Annotated in this window: 13 protein-coding genes and 1 rRNA gene; 8 read left to right on the forward strand and 6 right to left on the reverse strand. The window is 39.7% G+C overall.

What is annotated here, in order from left to right; all coding sequences use genetic code 11:
• Positions 1 to 11 precede the first annotated feature (11 nt).
• The 6 genes from mnmG to rpmH all read right to left on the reverse strand — a co-directional run bounded on the left by mnmG (position 12) and on the right by rpmH (position 5831).
• Positions 12 to 1898 carry a tRNA uridine-5-carboxymethylaminomethyl(34) synthesis enzyme MnmG gene (gene mnmG / locus M2369_RS08340; RefSeq protein WP_039169033.1) on the reverse strand — a complete coding sequence of 629 codons (1887 nt, stop codon included), beginning with the start codon at positions 1896 to 1898 and terminating at the stop codon, positions 12 to 14.
• Positions 1899 to 1915: 17 nt separating this feature from the next.
• Positions 1916 to 3295, reverse strand: coding sequence for a tRNA uridine-5-carboxymethylaminomethyl(34) synthesis GTPase MnmE (mnmE, locus tag M2369_RS08345; protein ID WP_039169035.1), 1380 nt, complete (start codon positions 3293 to 3295; stop codon positions 1916 to 1918).
• A gap of 402 nt (positions 3296 to 3697) precedes the next feature.
• A complete protein-coding gene (gene jag / locus M2369_RS08350; protein WP_259253955.1) occupies positions 3698 to 4321 on the reverse strand; it encodes an RNA-binding cell elongation regulator Jag/EloR in 624 nt (207 codons plus the stop codon).
• Positions 4318 to 5100, reverse strand: a complete 783-nt coding sequence (spoIIIJ, locus tag M2369_RS08355) for a YidC family membrane integrase SpoIIIJ (RefSeq protein WP_089374159.1) — start codon at positions 5098 to 5100, stop codon at positions 4318 to 4320. The genes jag and spoIIIJ overlap by 4 nt, the downstream gene beginning before the upstream one ends.
• Before the next feature lie 158 nt (positions 5101 to 5258).
• Positions 5259 to 5618 (reverse strand): ribonuclease P protein component, encoded by a 360-nt coding sequence (rnpA, locus tag M2369_RS08360; RefSeq protein ID WP_008347592.1) that lies wholly within the window; start codon positions 5616 to 5618, stop codon positions 5259 to 5261.
• Positions 5619 to 5696: 78 nt separating this feature from the next.
• Entirely contained in the window at positions 5697 to 5831 is a 135-nt protein-coding gene (gene rpmH / locus M2369_RS08365) for a 50S ribosomal protein L34 (protein ID WP_008360908.1), read from the reverse strand.
• A gap of 620 nt (positions 5832 to 6451) precedes the next feature.
• Here rpmH and dnaA point away from each other — a divergent pair.
• From dnaA to M2369_RS08405, 8 genes are all read left to right on the forward strand, one after another.
• Entirely contained in the window at positions 6452 to 7792 is a 1341-nt protein-coding gene (gene dnaA, locus M2369_RS08370; protein WP_008360911.1) for a chromosomal replication initiator protein DnaA, read from the forward strand.
• A 196-nt stretch (positions 7793 to 7988) separates the two neighbouring features.
• Positions 7989 to 9125 (forward strand): DNA polymerase III subunit beta, encoded by a 1137-nt coding sequence (gene dnaN, locus M2369_RS08375; RefSeq protein WP_008347596.1) that lies wholly within the window; start codon positions 7989 to 7991, stop codon positions 9123 to 9125.
• 150 nt (positions 9126 to 9275) lie between these two features.
• Entirely contained in the window at positions 9276 to 9491 is a 216-nt protein-coding gene (gene yaaA / locus M2369_RS08380; RefSeq protein WP_008347598.1) for a S4 domain-containing protein YaaA, read from the forward strand.
• 16 nt (positions 9492 to 9507) lie between these two features.
• The gene (gene recF, locus M2369_RS08385; RefSeq protein WP_061417594.1) at positions 9508 to 10620 is read left to right on the forward strand and encodes a DNA replication/repair protein RecF; all 1113 of its coding nucleotides are present in this window, start codon (positions 9508 to 9510) and stop codon (positions 10618 to 10620) included.
• Positions 10621 to 10637: 17 nt separating this feature from the next.
• Positions 10638 to 10883, forward strand: coding sequence for an extracellular matrix regulator RemB (remB, locus tag M2369_RS08390; RefSeq protein WP_008360920.1), 246 nt, complete (start codon positions 10638 to 10640; stop codon positions 10881 to 10883).
• Between the two features lie 57 nt (positions 10884 to 10940).
• Positions 10941 to 12857: a DNA topoisomerase (ATP-hydrolyzing) subunit B gene (gene gyrB, locus M2369_RS08395; RefSeq protein WP_024718422.1), complete on the forward strand. Its 1917-nt coding sequence runs from the start codon at positions 10941 to 10943 to the stop codon at positions 12855 to 12857.
• Between the two features lie 226 nt (positions 12858 to 13083).
• A complete protein-coding gene (gene gyrA / locus M2369_RS08400) occupies positions 13084 to 15588 on the forward strand; it encodes a DNA gyrase subunit A (RefSeq protein ID WP_259253956.1) in 2505 nt (834 codons plus the stop codon).
• A 364-nt stretch (positions 15589 to 15952) separates the two neighbouring features.
• A 16S ribosomal RNA gene (locus tag M2369_RS08405) occupies positions 15953 to 16136 on the forward strand; the annotation flags it as partial.

Consider the following 16136-nt stretch of genomic DNA (forward strand, 5'->3'; position numbering starts at 1 on the left):
CGACATCCTTTCTACTCTGCTATCTTCGCAATACGTCCCTGCTCCAAATACACTAAAAGGATAGAAATATCAGCAGGGTTAACGCCTGAAATACGAGAAGCCTGTGCAACAGAAAGCGGTCGGACTTCTTTTAGCTTTTGCTTCGCTTCAGTTGCAATCCCTTTGATGGCATCATAATCGATTCGATCCGGAATCTTTTTGTTTTCCATCTTTTTCAGCTTTTCAACTTGTTGGAGCGACTTTTCAATATAACCTTCATATTTAATTTGAATCTCTACCTGTTCACACACATCAGCAGGAAGCGGTGTGTCAGCAGGAGCTAGTTTCACAACAGATTCATAGTTCATCTCTGGACGCTTCATCAGATCACTTGCTCGAATACCGTCCTTCAATTCACTTCCACCAAGAGAACGGATATATTCCTGTGTCTCTGCTGTAGGTTTAATAATGACAGAATATAAACGTTTTTTCTCTGCTTCAATGGCCTCTTTTTTCTGTGTGAATGCTTGGAATCTCTCTTCAGAAATTAAACCAATGTTATATCCAAGTTCAGTTAATCTTAAATCAGCATTGTCATGACGCAGAAGTAAACGATACTCTGCACGAGAGGTTAAGAGACGGTAAGGTTCATTTGTACCCTTCGTGACAAGATCATCAATGAGAACACCGATATATGCATCAGATCGGCTTAAAATGACTTCTTCTTTACCCAATGCTTTTCTTCCTGCATTGATACCTGCCATAATTCCTTGACCTGCTGCTTCCTCATAACCAGAGGTACCATTAATTTGGCCAGCTGTATATAATCCAGAAATTTTCTTCGTCTCAAGTGTCGGCCACAATTGTGTAGGCACAATCGCATCATACTCAATGGCATAACCTGCTCGCATCATTTGTACATTTTCAAGCCCTGGAATGGTTGACAGCATTCGCTGCTGTACATCCTCTGGCAGACTTGTAGATAAACCTTGAACATACACTTCTTGCGTATTACGCCCTTCTGGCTCTAAGAAAATTTGATGTCTCGGTTTATCATTAAAACGAACCACCTTATCCTCAATAGACGGGCAGTATCTAGGGCCTGTTCCTTTAATCATACCTGAATACATAGGAGAACGGTGAAGATTCTCATCAATAATTTGATGAGTCTCTAAACTCGTGTATGTTAACCAGCATGGTAATTGATCTGTAATATATTCCACAGTTTCATAAGAAAACGCACGTGGTACATCGTCACCTGGTTGAATTTCCGTCTTACTATAATCAATCGAGTGGCTGTTTACTCGAGGTGGTGTCCCAGTTTTAAAGCGAACCAAATCGAATCCTAATTCTGCTAGATGATCCGATAATTTAATGGAAGGCTGCTGATTATTAGGACCGCTTGAATAAGAAAGATCCCCTAAAATAATGCGGCCTTTCAAGAAAGTACCAGTCGTTAGAACAACAGATTTCGCGCGATAATTTGCACCTGTTTGAGTCACAACACCTTTACATTCATCATCTTCTACAATTAAATGGTCTACCATCCCTTGTAGCATTGTTAGGTTTGGTTCATTTTCCATTGTTTTTTTCATTTCGTGCTGATATTGAAACTTATCTGCTTGCGCTCTTAACGCACGGACAGCAGGTCCTTTTCCAGTATTCAGCATACGCATTTGAATGTGCGTCTTATCTATATTTCGTGCCATTTCCCCGCCTAGCGCATCAATTTCTCTGACGACAATCCCTTTAGCGGGACCTCCTACGGACGGATTACATGGCATAAAAGCAACCATATCGAGATTGATGGTCAATACAAGTGTTTTGGCGCCCTGTCTTGCAGAAGCAAGAGCAGCCTCAACACCAGCATGACCGGCACCGACGACGATTACATCATATTGGCCAGCTTCATAACCCATTTCTTTTGTTCCTCCCTTTACTTTCCTAAACAGAATTGAGAGAATAACTGATCGATTAAGCTTTCATGAACAGCATCCCCAATAATTTCACCTAGCTGCTCCCAGCAGCGTGTTAAATCTATTTGAACAATGTCGATCGGTACATCCATTTCAATTCCTTCTAGAGCATCTTCAATCGATTGTTTTGCTTCTTGAAGGAGCGCAATATGCCTAGTATTGCTCACATACGTTAAATCTCCACTTTCAATTGAGCCTGTGAAGAATAAAGATTGAATGGCCATTTCAAGCTCATCAATCCCTTTTTCTTGTAATAAAGATGTTGTAACAACCGGACGATCCTTCGCTAACTCTTTTACCTTTTCTACATCAAGTTTAGGCTCAAGATCTGTCTTATTGACAATCACAATAATATCCATACCTGAGACAGCCTCAAATAGCTTAATATCTTCCTCAGATAACTCTTCACTATAATTGAGCACAAGTAAAATCAGGTCAGCTTCTTTTAAGACCTGTCTTGATCGCTCGACCCCAATACGCTCAACAATGTCTTCAGTCTCACGTATACCCGCAGTATCTACTAAACGGAGCGGTACTCCTCTTACATTCACATATTCCTCGATGACGTCTCTGGTTGTTCCAGGAATATCGGTCACAATCGCCTTTGTTTCCTGAACAAGACTATTTAATAAGGAAGACTTCCCAACATTTGGCCTTCCAATAATAACAGTAGATAAGCCCTCACGTAGGATTTTCCCCTGCTGTGAAGTCGTTAGAAGCGATTCAATTTCCTTTTTCACAGAGGTCGCCTTTTCAACTAAGACTCGATGTGTCATTTCTTCCACATCGTCATACTCTGGATAATCAATATTCACTTCTACATGGGCAAGTGTCTCCAATATCTCACCACGAAGACGTTTAATCAAACCGGAGAGACGTCCCTCCATTTGAGTAATTGCGACATTCATCGCACGGTCAGTTTTTGCACGAATCAAGTCCATTACGGCTTCTGCTTGTGACAAGTCGATTCTTCCATTTAGGAAAGCACGTTTTGTAAACTCACCTGGCTCCGCTAATCTCGCTCCTTCTTTTAAAGCAAGCTGCAAGACTTTATTGACCGTGACAATTCCGCCATGGCAGTTGATCTCAATAACGTCTTCTCTCGTAAATGTTTTTGGCGCTCTTAATACAGACACCATGACCTCTTCTATCACTTGCTCGGTACTTGAATCTACAATATGACCATAATGAATTGTATGAGAATCCACTGATACAAGTTTTTTCTCCTTAGGCCCCTTATACATGCGATCAGCAATCTGAACTGCATCAGGCCCGCTTAAACGTATAATGGCAATTGCCCCTTCACCCATTGGTGTAGAAATTGCTGCAATTGTATCCACCGCTCATTCACCTCTTTCTCTATTCAATAGACAGTCTTATATCTATTAAATGGACGTTGTCCATCTCTATATCAAAAACGCTTAATCCAAAATTTAAAGATACCATAAATGCATGCGAAGCGAAAGTAGCCCACATTTAATTATCCACAGTTTTGCACCCTGTCTATTTTAACACTTAACTTATCCACATGTGAATAACGACGTTCTAAACTTGTCTTCACATCTTACACCTAAATCCAATAAATTAAAACGCCCTTCTCCCTTTGCAACTAAGGGAAAATGACGTTTTCGATCTAAATAACACACTAACTTTTTAGAAATAAAGGAGGAATCTACTATTAAAAGGTAATTTTTCAATAAAAAAAGACTAAAATCCAGCTTTGCTGAATCTTAGCCTTTCTGCTATTTTTTATACATCACCACAACATGACGCTTGCTGCCTGTATCTTCGGATGCCGTGGCAAGTTCTTTAGAAAATGCTGCAATCGTATCATGAACGACTTTTCGTTCATTCGAAGGCATCGGTTCTAAATGAACCTTTCTCTTCGTTTTTAAAACACGATTTGCCGTTTTGATTGCGTATTGTTCAAGTGCTTCTTGTCGTTTCTTCCTATAATCTCCAATATCAATTGTAATATGATGATACTGATCAGAATAACGATTAAACACTAACTGCACCAAGGTTTCTAAAGAGTACAGTGTTTGTCCTCTTTTTCCAATCATTAATGAAGTTTTGTCTCCATCAATGTGAAAAGAGATCTTTTTCGTTTCTTTTTTCGAAACAATGTTTGCTTTAGGATCAATTAATTTAACAATTTTATCTAAATACTGTGTTGCTAATTTGAGCGCATCTCGCTTTTCTACTAACTTGACAACAGCTTGTCTTTTACCAAATAATCCTAAAAATCCTTTGTTTCCTTCATCTACTATTGTGATATCTACTTCTTCTTGTAGTAGTTGAATTTGTTTCAGTCCGGAATCTACTGCTTCTTCGACTGTGCGACCGACAGCAGTTATTTCCTTCATTTTTTGTTCCCGCCAGCTTTTTCTTTTGTATCAACTTTTACTTGAGGTGTTTTAATGACCAACGTTTGAATGATCATGAAAATGTTACCTACAACCCAGTACAGTGAAAGTGCCGCTGGGAAACTGATTGCAAATACAATGATCATAATCGGCATCACCCAAAGCATAATCGCCATTTGAGGGTTGTCCGAAGGATTTCCAGCCATCATTAGCTTCTGCTGAATAAAAGTAGCTACACCTGCAATAATCGGTAACAGGAATAATGGATCTGGACTGCCTAAGTCAAACCATAAGAAAGTATGTTTCTTGATTTCAGCTGTTCTCATGATCGCATGATAAAAACCAATTAAGATTGGCATTTGAATTAAGATTGGGAAACACCCTGCTAATGGATTTACACCATTCTTTTGGAAAAGAGCCATTGTTTCCTGTTGAAGCTGCTGCTGTGTTTTTTGATCTTTTGAACTATATTTTTCACGAAGCTTCTTTAGTTCTGGCTGAAGTGCTTGCATTGCTTTTGTACTTCTTAATTGTTTAATCATTAATGGTAAAATAAGCAAACGAATTAAAAGAGTTACAATAATAATCGCTACACCATAGTTTTCACCAGTTAAGTTTGCCATGTAAGTGATTAATTGAGATAGCGGGTATACAATGTAAGAATTCCAGAATCCCTTACTATCTGATGTGATTGGTTCATTGATTTGTGTACATCCTGCCAATAGAACCAATACGCCAATCAAGCTAAATATTAGTAATAATCGCCTTTTCAACAAGATTCCTCCCATTACTTCAAACTTTATTTAAGTTGGAATTGATTACGAAAGTGACTCACCTAATCAGTATGGTAACATTTTTTCATTACAAAGTGGTGGTTTCATTTTAATTCACTAAATGAAGGAAGCGCTTTTAAAAATTGATTCAACGAAAGTTTCTATTACGAAGACTTTTTCGGTTGTTGTTGATAAACAGCGGATTTTCTAAATAAATGCTGGAGAGACTTCTTTGTTTCTTCAAAGGTCAATTCGCTTGCTGGTTTTCGTGCGATAACAATGTAGTCTTTTTCTTGCTTTAGCTTATGACCTTCCTCTAAGAACACCTGACGGATCAATCGTTTAATCCGGTTTCTTATCACTGCATTACCTATCTTCTTACTGACAGACAATCCTAAACGCAGTTCTTCTTGATTTGGTTGGTCCAGCTGATAAATGACGAATTGGCGATTAGCCATTGATTGACCTTTTTTGAACACTGTTTGAAACTCTTCATTTTTTTTTAGCCTGTTTCGCTTCTTCATGTTTTCTTCCACTCCGATAAAAACTGACAGTTCATTTGCGATTTTATGTAAAAAAGACCACTGACATTATTCAGTGGCCTAAGCTGATAATTTTTTTCTACCTTTGCTGCGGCGTCGCTTTAAAACTAGACGTCCGTTTTTAGAACTCATACGGCTGCGGAAGCCATGAACTTTACTACGCTTACGGTTATTTGGTTGAAACGTTCTTTTCATTTATGACACCTCCCTGAGGAATAGCTGTTTAAGACAGTCTAACTCATTATATTTGTGTAACCCATCGATTGTCAATATCAATGATAAAACTCTTATTATCAACCTTATAAGCATAACACAAGTTATCAAGTGAAGAAACCTTCTTTTTTAGTTTCCAGCATTTTATTCTTTTTTTCCTTCAAAAAAACCTTCAAAACAAGGTTGTGGATATTTTTCCGGCATATTTTGACTATCCACATCCATTATCGACATTTTTTTCACACAAATAACCTATGTGGATAATTATTTTTCAACAGGATGTAAAGTGTGTGGATAAGTTTGTGACACCCATTGCACCATCTTGTTTATTTTGATATTATATTTGTGTTTTAACTCTTAATTACTTATCTGGCCTATTTATCTTATCCACAATTTGTGGATAACCTGTGGAAAGTTATTACACAGCTTGTTGAATTGTTTATCCACACCCTGTGTAATTTGTCGAAAAGACGTTTTTCTACTATATTAATTGTTTTCAACAAAGTATGTGCACGAATGGTGATGACCATTTGCTCTTTTTCGTGTTCTATAACAGTTTGATACTGGTCATTTTAAAAAGAAAAGGAGGGGGGAGAAGCCTTATGGAAAATATTTTGGATCTGTGGAATAAAGCACTTCAAAAAATAGAGACAAAATTGAGCAAACCTAGTTTTGAAACATGGATGAAGTCCACTAAAGCCCATTCTCTTCAAGGAGATACGCTGACTATTACTGCACCTAATGAATTTGCGAGGGACTGGCTCGAGTCAAGATACCTTCACTTAATTGCAGATACCATCTATGAACTGACAGGCGAAGAGCTCAGCATCAAATTTATCATTCCTCAAAATCAGGACGAAGAGGAAGCCATGCCAAAATCTCCAATCAAAAAAATGTCGAAAGAAGAACCCGTTGAAATTCCACAAAATATGCTGAATCCAAAATATACATTTGATACTTTTGTTATTGGTTCAGGCAACCGTTTTGCTCATGCAGCTTCACTTGCAGTCGCAGAAGCACCAGCAAAAGCATATAACCCGCTTTTTATTTATGGGGGCGTTGGTTTAGGAAAGACTCACTTAATGCATGCGATCGGTCATTACGTCATCGACCATAATCCATCAGCAAAAGTGGTCTATCTATCATCTGAAAAATTTACAAATGAATTTATCAACTCAATCCGGGACAACAAAGCAGTCGATTTCCGTAATCGCTATCGGAATGTAGATGTGCTTTTGATAGATGATATTCAATTTTTAGCAGGAAAAGAACAAACACAAGAAGAGTTTTTCCATACATTCAACACACTTCACGAAGAAAGTAAGCAAATCGTCATTTCTAGTGACCGGCCGCCAAAGGAAATTCCGACACTTGAAGACAGATTACGCTCTCGATTCGAATGGGGCTTAATTACAGACATTACCCCGCCAGATCTAGAAACGCGTATTGCGATCTTACGTAAAAAAGCAAAAGCAGAAGGTTTAGACATTCCGAATGAAGTCATGCTTTATATTGCCAATCAAATCGACAGCAACATTCGGGAACTGGAAGGTGCTTTGATTCGTGTTGTTGCTTACTCTTCTTTAATTAATAAAGACATCAATGCAGATCTAGCAGCTGAGGCGCTAAAGGACATCATTCCATCGTCGAAGCCAAGGGTCATTACAATTAAAGATATTCAAAGAATTGTAGGGCAGCAATTTAATATTCGTTTAGAGGATTTCAAAGCGAAGAAACGTACGAAGTCAGTTGCTTATCCAAGACAAATTGCCATGTATCTCTCTAGAGAAATGACCGACTCCTCTCTGCCTAAAATAGGAGAAGAATTTGGAGGTCGTGATCATACGACTGTCATTCATGCTCATGAGAAAATTTCAAAATTAATCGTTGAAGATGAACAGCTTCAGCAGCATGTCAAAGAGATCAAAGAACAACTAAAATAATCAAGCTGATAAGATAAGTACGGGGAAATGTGAATAACTAGAGCATAGTCATACACAGTCTGTCCACATGTGGATAGGCTGTCTTTCCTTTCTTTCTACTGACTTATCCACATATTCACAAGCCCTACTAGTACTTCTACGATTTTTATTAAATAAATATATATACATGTCATTAAGAAAAATTAGGAGGACCACTATGAAATTCACGATTCAAAAAGATCGTCTTGTTGAAAGTGTCCAAGATGTATTAAAGGCCGTATCCTCTAGAACAACGATTCCTATTTTGACAGGGATTAAAATTGTTGCATCTGATGAAGGGGTTTCTCTCACAGGGAGCGATTCTGATATCTCAATTGAATCTTTTATTCCTCAAAGAGATGGAGATTTAGAAGTCATTACAATTGATCGACCAGGAAGTATTGTGCTGCAAGCCCGCTTCTTTAGCGAAATCGTTAAGAAACTGCCTATGTCTACAGTCGAAATTGAGGTAGAACAAAATCATCTGACCATCATTCGCTCTGGTTCAGCAGAATTTAATTTAAACGGCTTAGATGCTGAAGAATATCCGCATCTGCCACAAATTGAAGAACATCATGCTTTTCAAATTCCAACAGATTTGCTTAAAAACCTTATCCGTCAAACGGTTTTCGCAGTGTCCACCTCAGAAACACGACCTATCTTGACAGGTGTAAACTGGAAGGTTGAAAAAGGTGAATTAATATGCACAGCAACGGATAGCCATCGTCTTGCTTTAAGAAAAGCGAAGTTGGATATTAACGAGGAAAGCTCGTACAATGTGGTCATTCCAGGAAAGAGTTTAACAGAGCTAAGTAAAATTCTTGATGATGGACAAGATCTTGTGAGCATCGTCATTACGGAGACACAGGTTCTCTTTAAAGCACAGAACGTGCTATTCTTCTCAAGATTGCTGGATGGTAATTACCCAGATACAGCTCGCCTCATTCCGCAAGAAAGTAAAACGGATGTAGTGGTGAATACGAAAGAATTCCTTCAAGCGATTGATCGCGCGTCACTTTTAGCAAGAGAAGGGCGTAACAACGTTGTGAAGCTTTCTGCTGATCCTGCGCAAAGCCTTGAAATCTCTTCTAACTCGCCTGAAATCGGTAAAGTAGTTGAAACGGTGCAAGCAGATGACATTAAAGGGGAGGATCTCAAAATCTCTTTCAGTCCGAAATATATGCTTGATGCTTTAAAAGTATTAGAGGGAACAGAGATTCATGTCAGTTTCACTGGCGCAATGAGACCATTCCTATTACGCACGCCAAATGATGATTCCATTTTGCAATTGATTCTTCCAGTTAGAACGTATTAATTTGGTCTAAAATGGCTGCTGTGTGAGCGCACAGCAGCTTTTTTCCTCGTTTCCTCAGCTTTCTTTCATCCCAGTTCGCTTTCCCCCTTTCCTTCTTGTCTTGTTTTTTAGTACAATTAGATATTAGTGATATTGAAAGAGGTCGATACAATGCCTAATCTGATAACGATTGAAACAGAAATGATTACATTAGGGCAGTTTTTGAAATTAGCCGAAGTCATTCAATCTGGTGGAATGGCGAAGTGGTTTTTAAGTGAACATGAGGTGTTCATCAATCAAGAGCCAGATAATAGACGGGGACGCAAATTATACCCAGGTGATGTTGTCGAGATAGAAGGTCACGGCACATTTCAAGTTGTGAATTAGAAACGGGTGACAATACATGTACATTCAAAGTCTGGCGTTAACTTCATACCGAAACTATGAACACACCGAGCTTCAATTCGACAATAAGGTGAATGTGATGATTGGTGAGAACGCCCAAGGTAAAACGAACCTGATGGAAGCGATCTATGTATTGTCGATGGCAAAGTCTCATCGTACGTCAAATGATAAAGAACTTATCCGATGGGACGAAGACTATGCTAAAATAGAAGGTAGAGTCATCAAAAAAAATGGTCCACTCCCCATGCAGCTCGTGATCTCAAAAAAAGGAAAAAGGGGCAAGGTCAATCACATTGAACAACAGAAACTCAGTCATTATGTTGGTGCCTTGAACACCATCATGTTTGCACCAGAGGATCTCAGCCTTGTGAAAGGTAGCCCGCAAATCCGCAGAAGATTCCTCGACATGGAGATTGGACAAGTGTCTGCTGTCTACTTGCATGATTTATCGCTCTATCAAAAAATCCTCACTCAGCGAAATCATTACTTGAAACAATTGCAAACAAGAAAGCAAACGGATCAAGCGATGCTGGAGATTTTAACAGAGCAGTTGATTGATGCGGCAGCGAAGGTTGTCAAAAGACGACTGACTTTTACGAAACAGCTCGAAAAATGGGCGCAGCCGCTGCATTTTGGGATTTCAAGAGAGCTGGAAACGCTCACGCTCCAATACCAGACGGCCATAGAGGTATCAGAAGCGTCAGACTTGTCGAAAATAAAAAATAGCTATGAAGAATCGTTTCAGAAACTAAGAGACAGAGAAATAGACCGAGGGGTGACGCTATGGGGGCCTCACAGAGATGATCTTCTTTTCTTTGTGAATGGTCGGGATGTTCAGACATATGGCTCTCAAGGGCAGCAAAGAACAACAGCTCTTTCACTAAAGCTGGCAGAAATTGATCTGATTCATGAAGAAATCGGTGAATACCCAATTCTTCTGCTCGATGATGTTTTATCTGAACTTGATGATTACAGACAGTCTCATTTGCTCCATACCATTCAGGGACGTGTACAGACCTTCGTCACCACAACAAGTGTTGAAGGCATCGATCACGCCACCTTGAAAGAAGCGGAAATTTTCAGAGTAGCCAGTGGAAAAGTAATTGACTGATAAATGAGGTGTGGGTCTTGTATATTCATTTAGGTGATGATTGTGTTGTTTCTACACGAGAGATTGTCGCAATTGTTGATTACAAAATGAGGTCATCTTCTGTTGTAGAGGAATTTCTTCAAAAACAAGAAGAACAAATCATTTCGTTGTCACAAGGGACACCCAAATCCATCGTCGTCACAACTGAATCCGTGTATTACTCTCCTCTTTCCTCAAGCACGCTCAAAAAACGTGCTTCATTTGTGATTGAAATTGAAGTCTAAAAGCTCAATTCATATAAATATATCGTTTAAGAAAAGTGTAGGTGAATGTACGTGGCAATGGAACAGCAACATAATAGTTATGATGAAAATCAGATACAGGTGCTCGAAGGACTAGAAGCGGTTAGAAAACGTCCAGGAATGTACATTGGGTCAACCAGTGCAAAAGGACTTCACCATCTTGTATGGGAAATTGTCGACAACAGTATTGATGAGGCTTTAGCTGGTTATTGTACAGACATTACAGTGCAAATTGAAAAAGATAATAGCATCACAGTGAAAGATAACGGCCGCGGAATTCCTGTTGGGATTCACGAAAAAATGGGACGTCCTGCTGTAGAAGTGATTATGACGGTTCTTCACGCTGGTGGTAAATTTGACGGCAGCGGTTATAAAGTATCTGGCGGTCTGCACGGTGTAGGGGCATCTGTTGTTAATGCGTTATCTACGACCTTAGACGTGACCGTATACCGTGATGGAAAAATTCATTATCAACAATTCAAACGCGGTGTTCCAGTTGGAGATTTAGAGATCATTGGTGAAACAGATGTTACAGGAACAACCACTCATTTTGTGCCAGATCCAGAAATTTTTACTGAAACCATTGAATTTGATTACGACACACTTGCTAACCGTGTACGTGAGTTAGCTTTCTTAACAAAAGGCGTCAACATCATCATTGAAGACTTACGCGAAGGTAAAGAGCGAAGAAACGAATACTGCTATGAAGGCGGTATTAAGAGCTATGTAGAACATTTGAATCGCTCGAAGGAAGTCGTTCATGAAGAACCAGTTTACATCGAGGGTGAAAAAGACGGAATCACCGTTGAAGTTGCACTGCAATACAACGATTCCTATACAAGCAATATTTATTCTTTCGCCAACAACATCAACACATATGAAGGCGGAACACACGAAGCAGGCTTTAAAACCGGTCTGACGCGTGTGATCAATGATTATGCTCGTAAAAATGGCGTATTCAAAGATGGTGACTCGAATTTGAGCGGTGAAGATGTACGAGAAGGCTTAACAGCCATTATCTCTATCAAACATCCAGACCCTCAATTCGAAGGACAAACGAAGACAAAGCTCGGTAACTCAGAAGCAAGAACCATTACCGACTCCCTCTTCTCCGAAGCACTTGAGAAATTCCTTTTAGAGAACCCTGATGCTGCAAAGAAAATTGTGGAGAAAGGTGTGATGGCAGCTCGTGCAAGAATGGCTGCCAAAAAGGCACGTGAGCTGACAAGACGTAAAAGTGCACTGGAAGTCTCTAGCTTGCCTGGGAAACTGGCAGACTGTTCTTCTAAAGATCCTTCCATCTCTGAGCTTTATATCGTAGAGGGAGATTCTGCGGGCGGATCTGCTAAGCAAGGTCGTGATCGACATTTCCAAGCGATCTTACCGTTAAGAGGGAAGATCCTAAACGTTGAAAAAGCCCGACTAGATAAAATTTTATCTAACAACGAGGTTCGTTCAATGATTACAGCGCTAGGGACCGGAATCGGAGAAGACTTCACTTTAGAGAAAGCACGTTATCACAAAATTGTGATCATGACTGATGCTGATGTTGATGGAGCGCATATTCGGACGCTACTCCTAACATTCTTCTATCGCTACATGCGTGAAATCATTGAAAACGGTTATGTGTATATTGCACAGCCGCCTTTATATAAAGTGCAGCAAGGAAAGCGTGTTGAATACGTGTATAACGATAAACAGCTAGATGAACTGTTAAAAACACTGCCTCAAACACCGAAACCTGGACTTCAGCGTTATAAAGGTCTTGGAGAGATGAATGCTACTCAGCTTTGGGAAACAACAATGGATCCTGATGCGAGAACACTTCTTCAAGTTACACTTGAGGATGCAATCGATGCTGATGAGACTTTTGAAATGCTAATGGGAGATAAAGTAGAGCCGAGACGTAACTTTATCGAAGAAAATGCACAATACGTAAAAAATCTTGATATTTAGATAGGTATCCCCCCTTGAGAGCAACCTTATTTCTTATAAGGTTGTTTTTCAAGAAACAGGGGCGTGAAACGAATGTCCTGGTTTTCTGCGTTTCGTTGATTTTCTAGTAAATAAATGTGTATAAAGGCAAGATTATTGATATAATGGAGAATAGTCTTGTGAAGATAAATACATATTTACTCCCACATAATTTATTTCATGTGATACGTAAAGGGAGGTTCTTATAGTGAGTGAACAACATACACCAAATGTACGCGAAGTGAATATTAGCCATGAAATGCGTACGTCCTTTTTAGATTATGCAATGAGTGTTATTGTTTCGCGTGCATTACCAGATGTGCGAGACGGATTGAAGCCCGTGCATCGAAGAATTTTGTATGCGATGAATGACCTAGGTATGACAAGTGATAAACCATTTAAGAAATCTGCACGTATCGTTGGGGAAGTTATCGGTAAGTACCACCCTCACGGTGATAGCGCTGTATATGAAGCGATGGTTCGGATGGCGCAAGATTTCAACTATCGTAATATGCTGGTTGAAGGGCACGGGAACTTTGGTTCTGTCGATGGAGACGGTGCAGCAGCCATGCGTTATACCGAGGCACGTCTATCTAAAATTTCGATGGAGATCCTGCGCGATATCACAAAGGACACCATTGATTATCAAGATAACTACGATGGCAGTGAAAGAGAGCCAGTCGTTATGCCTGCTAGGTTCCCGAACTTATTAGTGAACGGGGCAACTGGAATCGCTGTAGGGATGGCAACGAATATCCCGCCTCACCAACTAGGTGAAGTGATTGATGGGGTATTGGCAATTAGTCAAAATCCTGAAATGACGACACAGGAACTAATGGACATCATTCCAGGTCCAGACTTCCCAACTGCGGGACAAATCATTGGCCGAAGCGGTATTCGTAAAGCGTATGAAACAGGACGCGGCTCTATTACATTACGTGCAAAGTCAAATATCGAAGAAACATCTAGTGGTAAGCAGCGCATTATCATCAACGAGATTCCTTACCAGGTTAATAAAGCTCGTTTGATCGAAAAAATCGCTGATCTTGTCCGTGATAAAAAGATTGATGGCATTACAGATCTTCGTGATGAATCTGACCGTAATGGAATGAGAATTGTCATTGAACTACGAAGAGACGCAAACGTCCATGTTCTATTAAACAATCTTTATAAACAAACGACACTTCAAACGTCCTTCGGTATTAACTTGCTTGCACTTGTTGATGGACAGCCGAAAGTGTTGTCTCTCAAACAATGTCTTGAATATTACCTTGAGCATCAGAAAGTGATCATTCGTCGAAGAACGGCGTATGAATTGCGTAAAGCGGAAGCAAGAGCTCATATTTTAGAAGGCTTAAGAATTGCGCTTGATCACTTAGATGAGGTCATTGCCTTAATTAGAGGCTCTCAAACTGCTGAAATTGCAAGAAATGGTTTGATGGAAAACTATAGCTTGTCTGAAAAACAAGCACAGGCCATTCTCGATATGCGACTCCAGCGTTTGACTGGTTTAGAAAGAGAGAAAATAGAAGATGAATACAAAGGGCTTGTTGAATTGATTGCTGAATTGAAAGCCATTCTAGCAGACAATGAGAAAGTTCTAGAAATCATTAGAGAAGAATTAACAGAAATCAAAGAACGCTTCAATGATACGCGCCGCACAGAAATTGTGACAGCGGGTATAGAAACAATCGAAGACGAAGATTTGATTCCTGTTGAAAATATAGTGATCACACTGACTCATAATGGTTATATTAAGCGCCTGCCTGCATCAACATACCGCAGTCAAAAAAGAGGCGGTAAAGGTGTACAAGGAATGGGAACCAACGAAGATGATTTCGTTGAACAGCTGATCTCAACATCTACGCACGATACGATTCTCTTCTTCTCTAATAAAGGGAAGGTCTATCGAGCGAAGGGCTATGAGATCCCTGAATTCGGACGAACAGCGAAAGGGATTCCGATTATTAACCTTCTTGAAGTAGAAAAGGGAGAGTGGATAAACGCCATTATTCCAGTCAGCGAATTTGATGAAGATTCGTATCTCTTCTTTACAACAAGACACGGTGTATCGAAACGAACGTCATTGTCTCAATTTGCAAACATCCGTAACAACGGTTTGATTGCACTCAGCCTGCGTGATGAAGATGAATTGATGGCTGTTCGTTTAACCAATGGTGAAAAACAAATCATCATCGGAACGAAAAAAGGAATGCTCATTCGTTTCGACGAGACAGATGTTCGTGAAATGGGACGTACAGCAGCTGGAGTTAAAGGGATCACACTTTCTAAGGATGACATCGTCGTTGGAATGGAAATCCTTGAGCCAGATGCAAATGTATTGATCGTAACTGAAAAAGGTTATGGTAAATTAACGCCTGAAAAAGAATATCGTGTCCAAAGCCGTGGTGGTAAAGGTCTGAAAACGTGCAAGATCACTGACAACAACGGTCCGCTTGTTGCAGTGAAGGCGACTAACGCTGAAGCTGAAGAAGACTTGATGATTATCACAGGCAGTGGTGTCATCATCCGTATGGCTGTTTCAGATATCTCCACAACAGGCCGAGTCACTCAAGGTGTCCGCCTGATCCGTCTAGGTGATGATGAACATGTCGCTACAGTGGCATTAGTAGAACAATCACCAGAAGACGATGAAGAGAATAGTGAAGAAAACGTAGAAAATGTAGAGTCAGATCAAGAGCAATCTGAGTAAAAATAAAGCCGGTTTTTCACCGGCTTTATTTTTTTTTGAAAAAACATGATTTTTTTTGAAGTTTATAATGCTTTTTTCATAGATATGTGTTAATCTTTCAAAGGAGCAAAAAGAGGCTCTATTTTTTATCTCTTTCATAACAAAAACTTCTTAAAAAAATAAAATGTTTTTCAAGAAAAATGTTGACTATTGATAGAGATATATGATATATTTAAGTGGTCGCTTTGAGAGAGTGACAAACAAGTTCTTTGAAAACTAAACAAGACAAAACGTACCTGTTAATTCGAGTTTTTATAAAAAAATCCTATGATACATCATAGGTAGTCAGTCAAACTGGCGAAAAGCAAAACTTCGGTTTTGTACTTTTTCGGAGAGTTTGATCCTGGCTCAGGACGAACGCTGGCGGCGTGCCTAATACATGCAAGTCGAGCGGACAGAAGGGAGCTTGCTCCCGGATGTTAGCGGCGGACGGGTGAGTAACACGTGGGTAACCTGCCTGTAAGACTGGGATAACTCCGGGAAACCGGAGCTAATACCGGATAGTTCCT

It is taken from the genome of Bacillus sp. JUb11 (assembly GCF_024807925.1).
GTDB lineage: Bacteria > Bacillota > Bacilli > Bacillales > Bacillaceae > Bacillus > Bacillus altitudinis.

Coding starts and splice junctions, on each gene's coding strand:
- rpmH (WP_008360908.1), bottom strand. CDS start 5,831: ATGAAAAGAACGTTTCAACCAAATAACCGTAAGCGTAGTAAAGTTCAT.
- dnaA (WP_008360911.1), top strand. CDS start 6,452: ATGGAAAATATTTTGGATCTGTGGAATAAAGCACTTCAAAAAATAGAG.
- jag (WP_259253955.1), bottom strand. CDS start 4,321: ATGAAGGAAATAACTGCTGTCGGTCGCACAGTCGAAGAAGCAGTAGAT.
- recF (WP_061417594.1), top strand. CDS start 9,508: ATGTACATTCAAAGTCTGGCGTTAACTTCATACCGAAACTATGAACAC.
- dnaN (WP_008347596.1), top strand. CDS start 7,989: ATGAAATTCACGATTCAAAAAGATCGTCTTGTTGAAAGTGTCCAAGAT.
- gyrB (WP_024718422.1), top strand. CDS start 10,941: ATGGAACAGCAACATAATAGTTATGATGAAAATCAGATACAGGTGCTC.
- yaaA (WP_008347598.1), top strand. CDS start 9,276: ATGCCTAATCTGATAACGATTGAAACAGAAATGATTACATTAGGGCAG.
- mnmG (WP_039169033.1), bottom strand. CDS start 1,898: ATGGGTTATGAAGCTGGCCAATATGATGTAATCGTCGTCGGTGCCGGT.
- rnpA (WP_008347592.1), bottom strand. CDS start 5,618: ATGAAGAAGCGAAACAGGCTAAAAAAAAATGAAGAGTTTCAAACAGTG.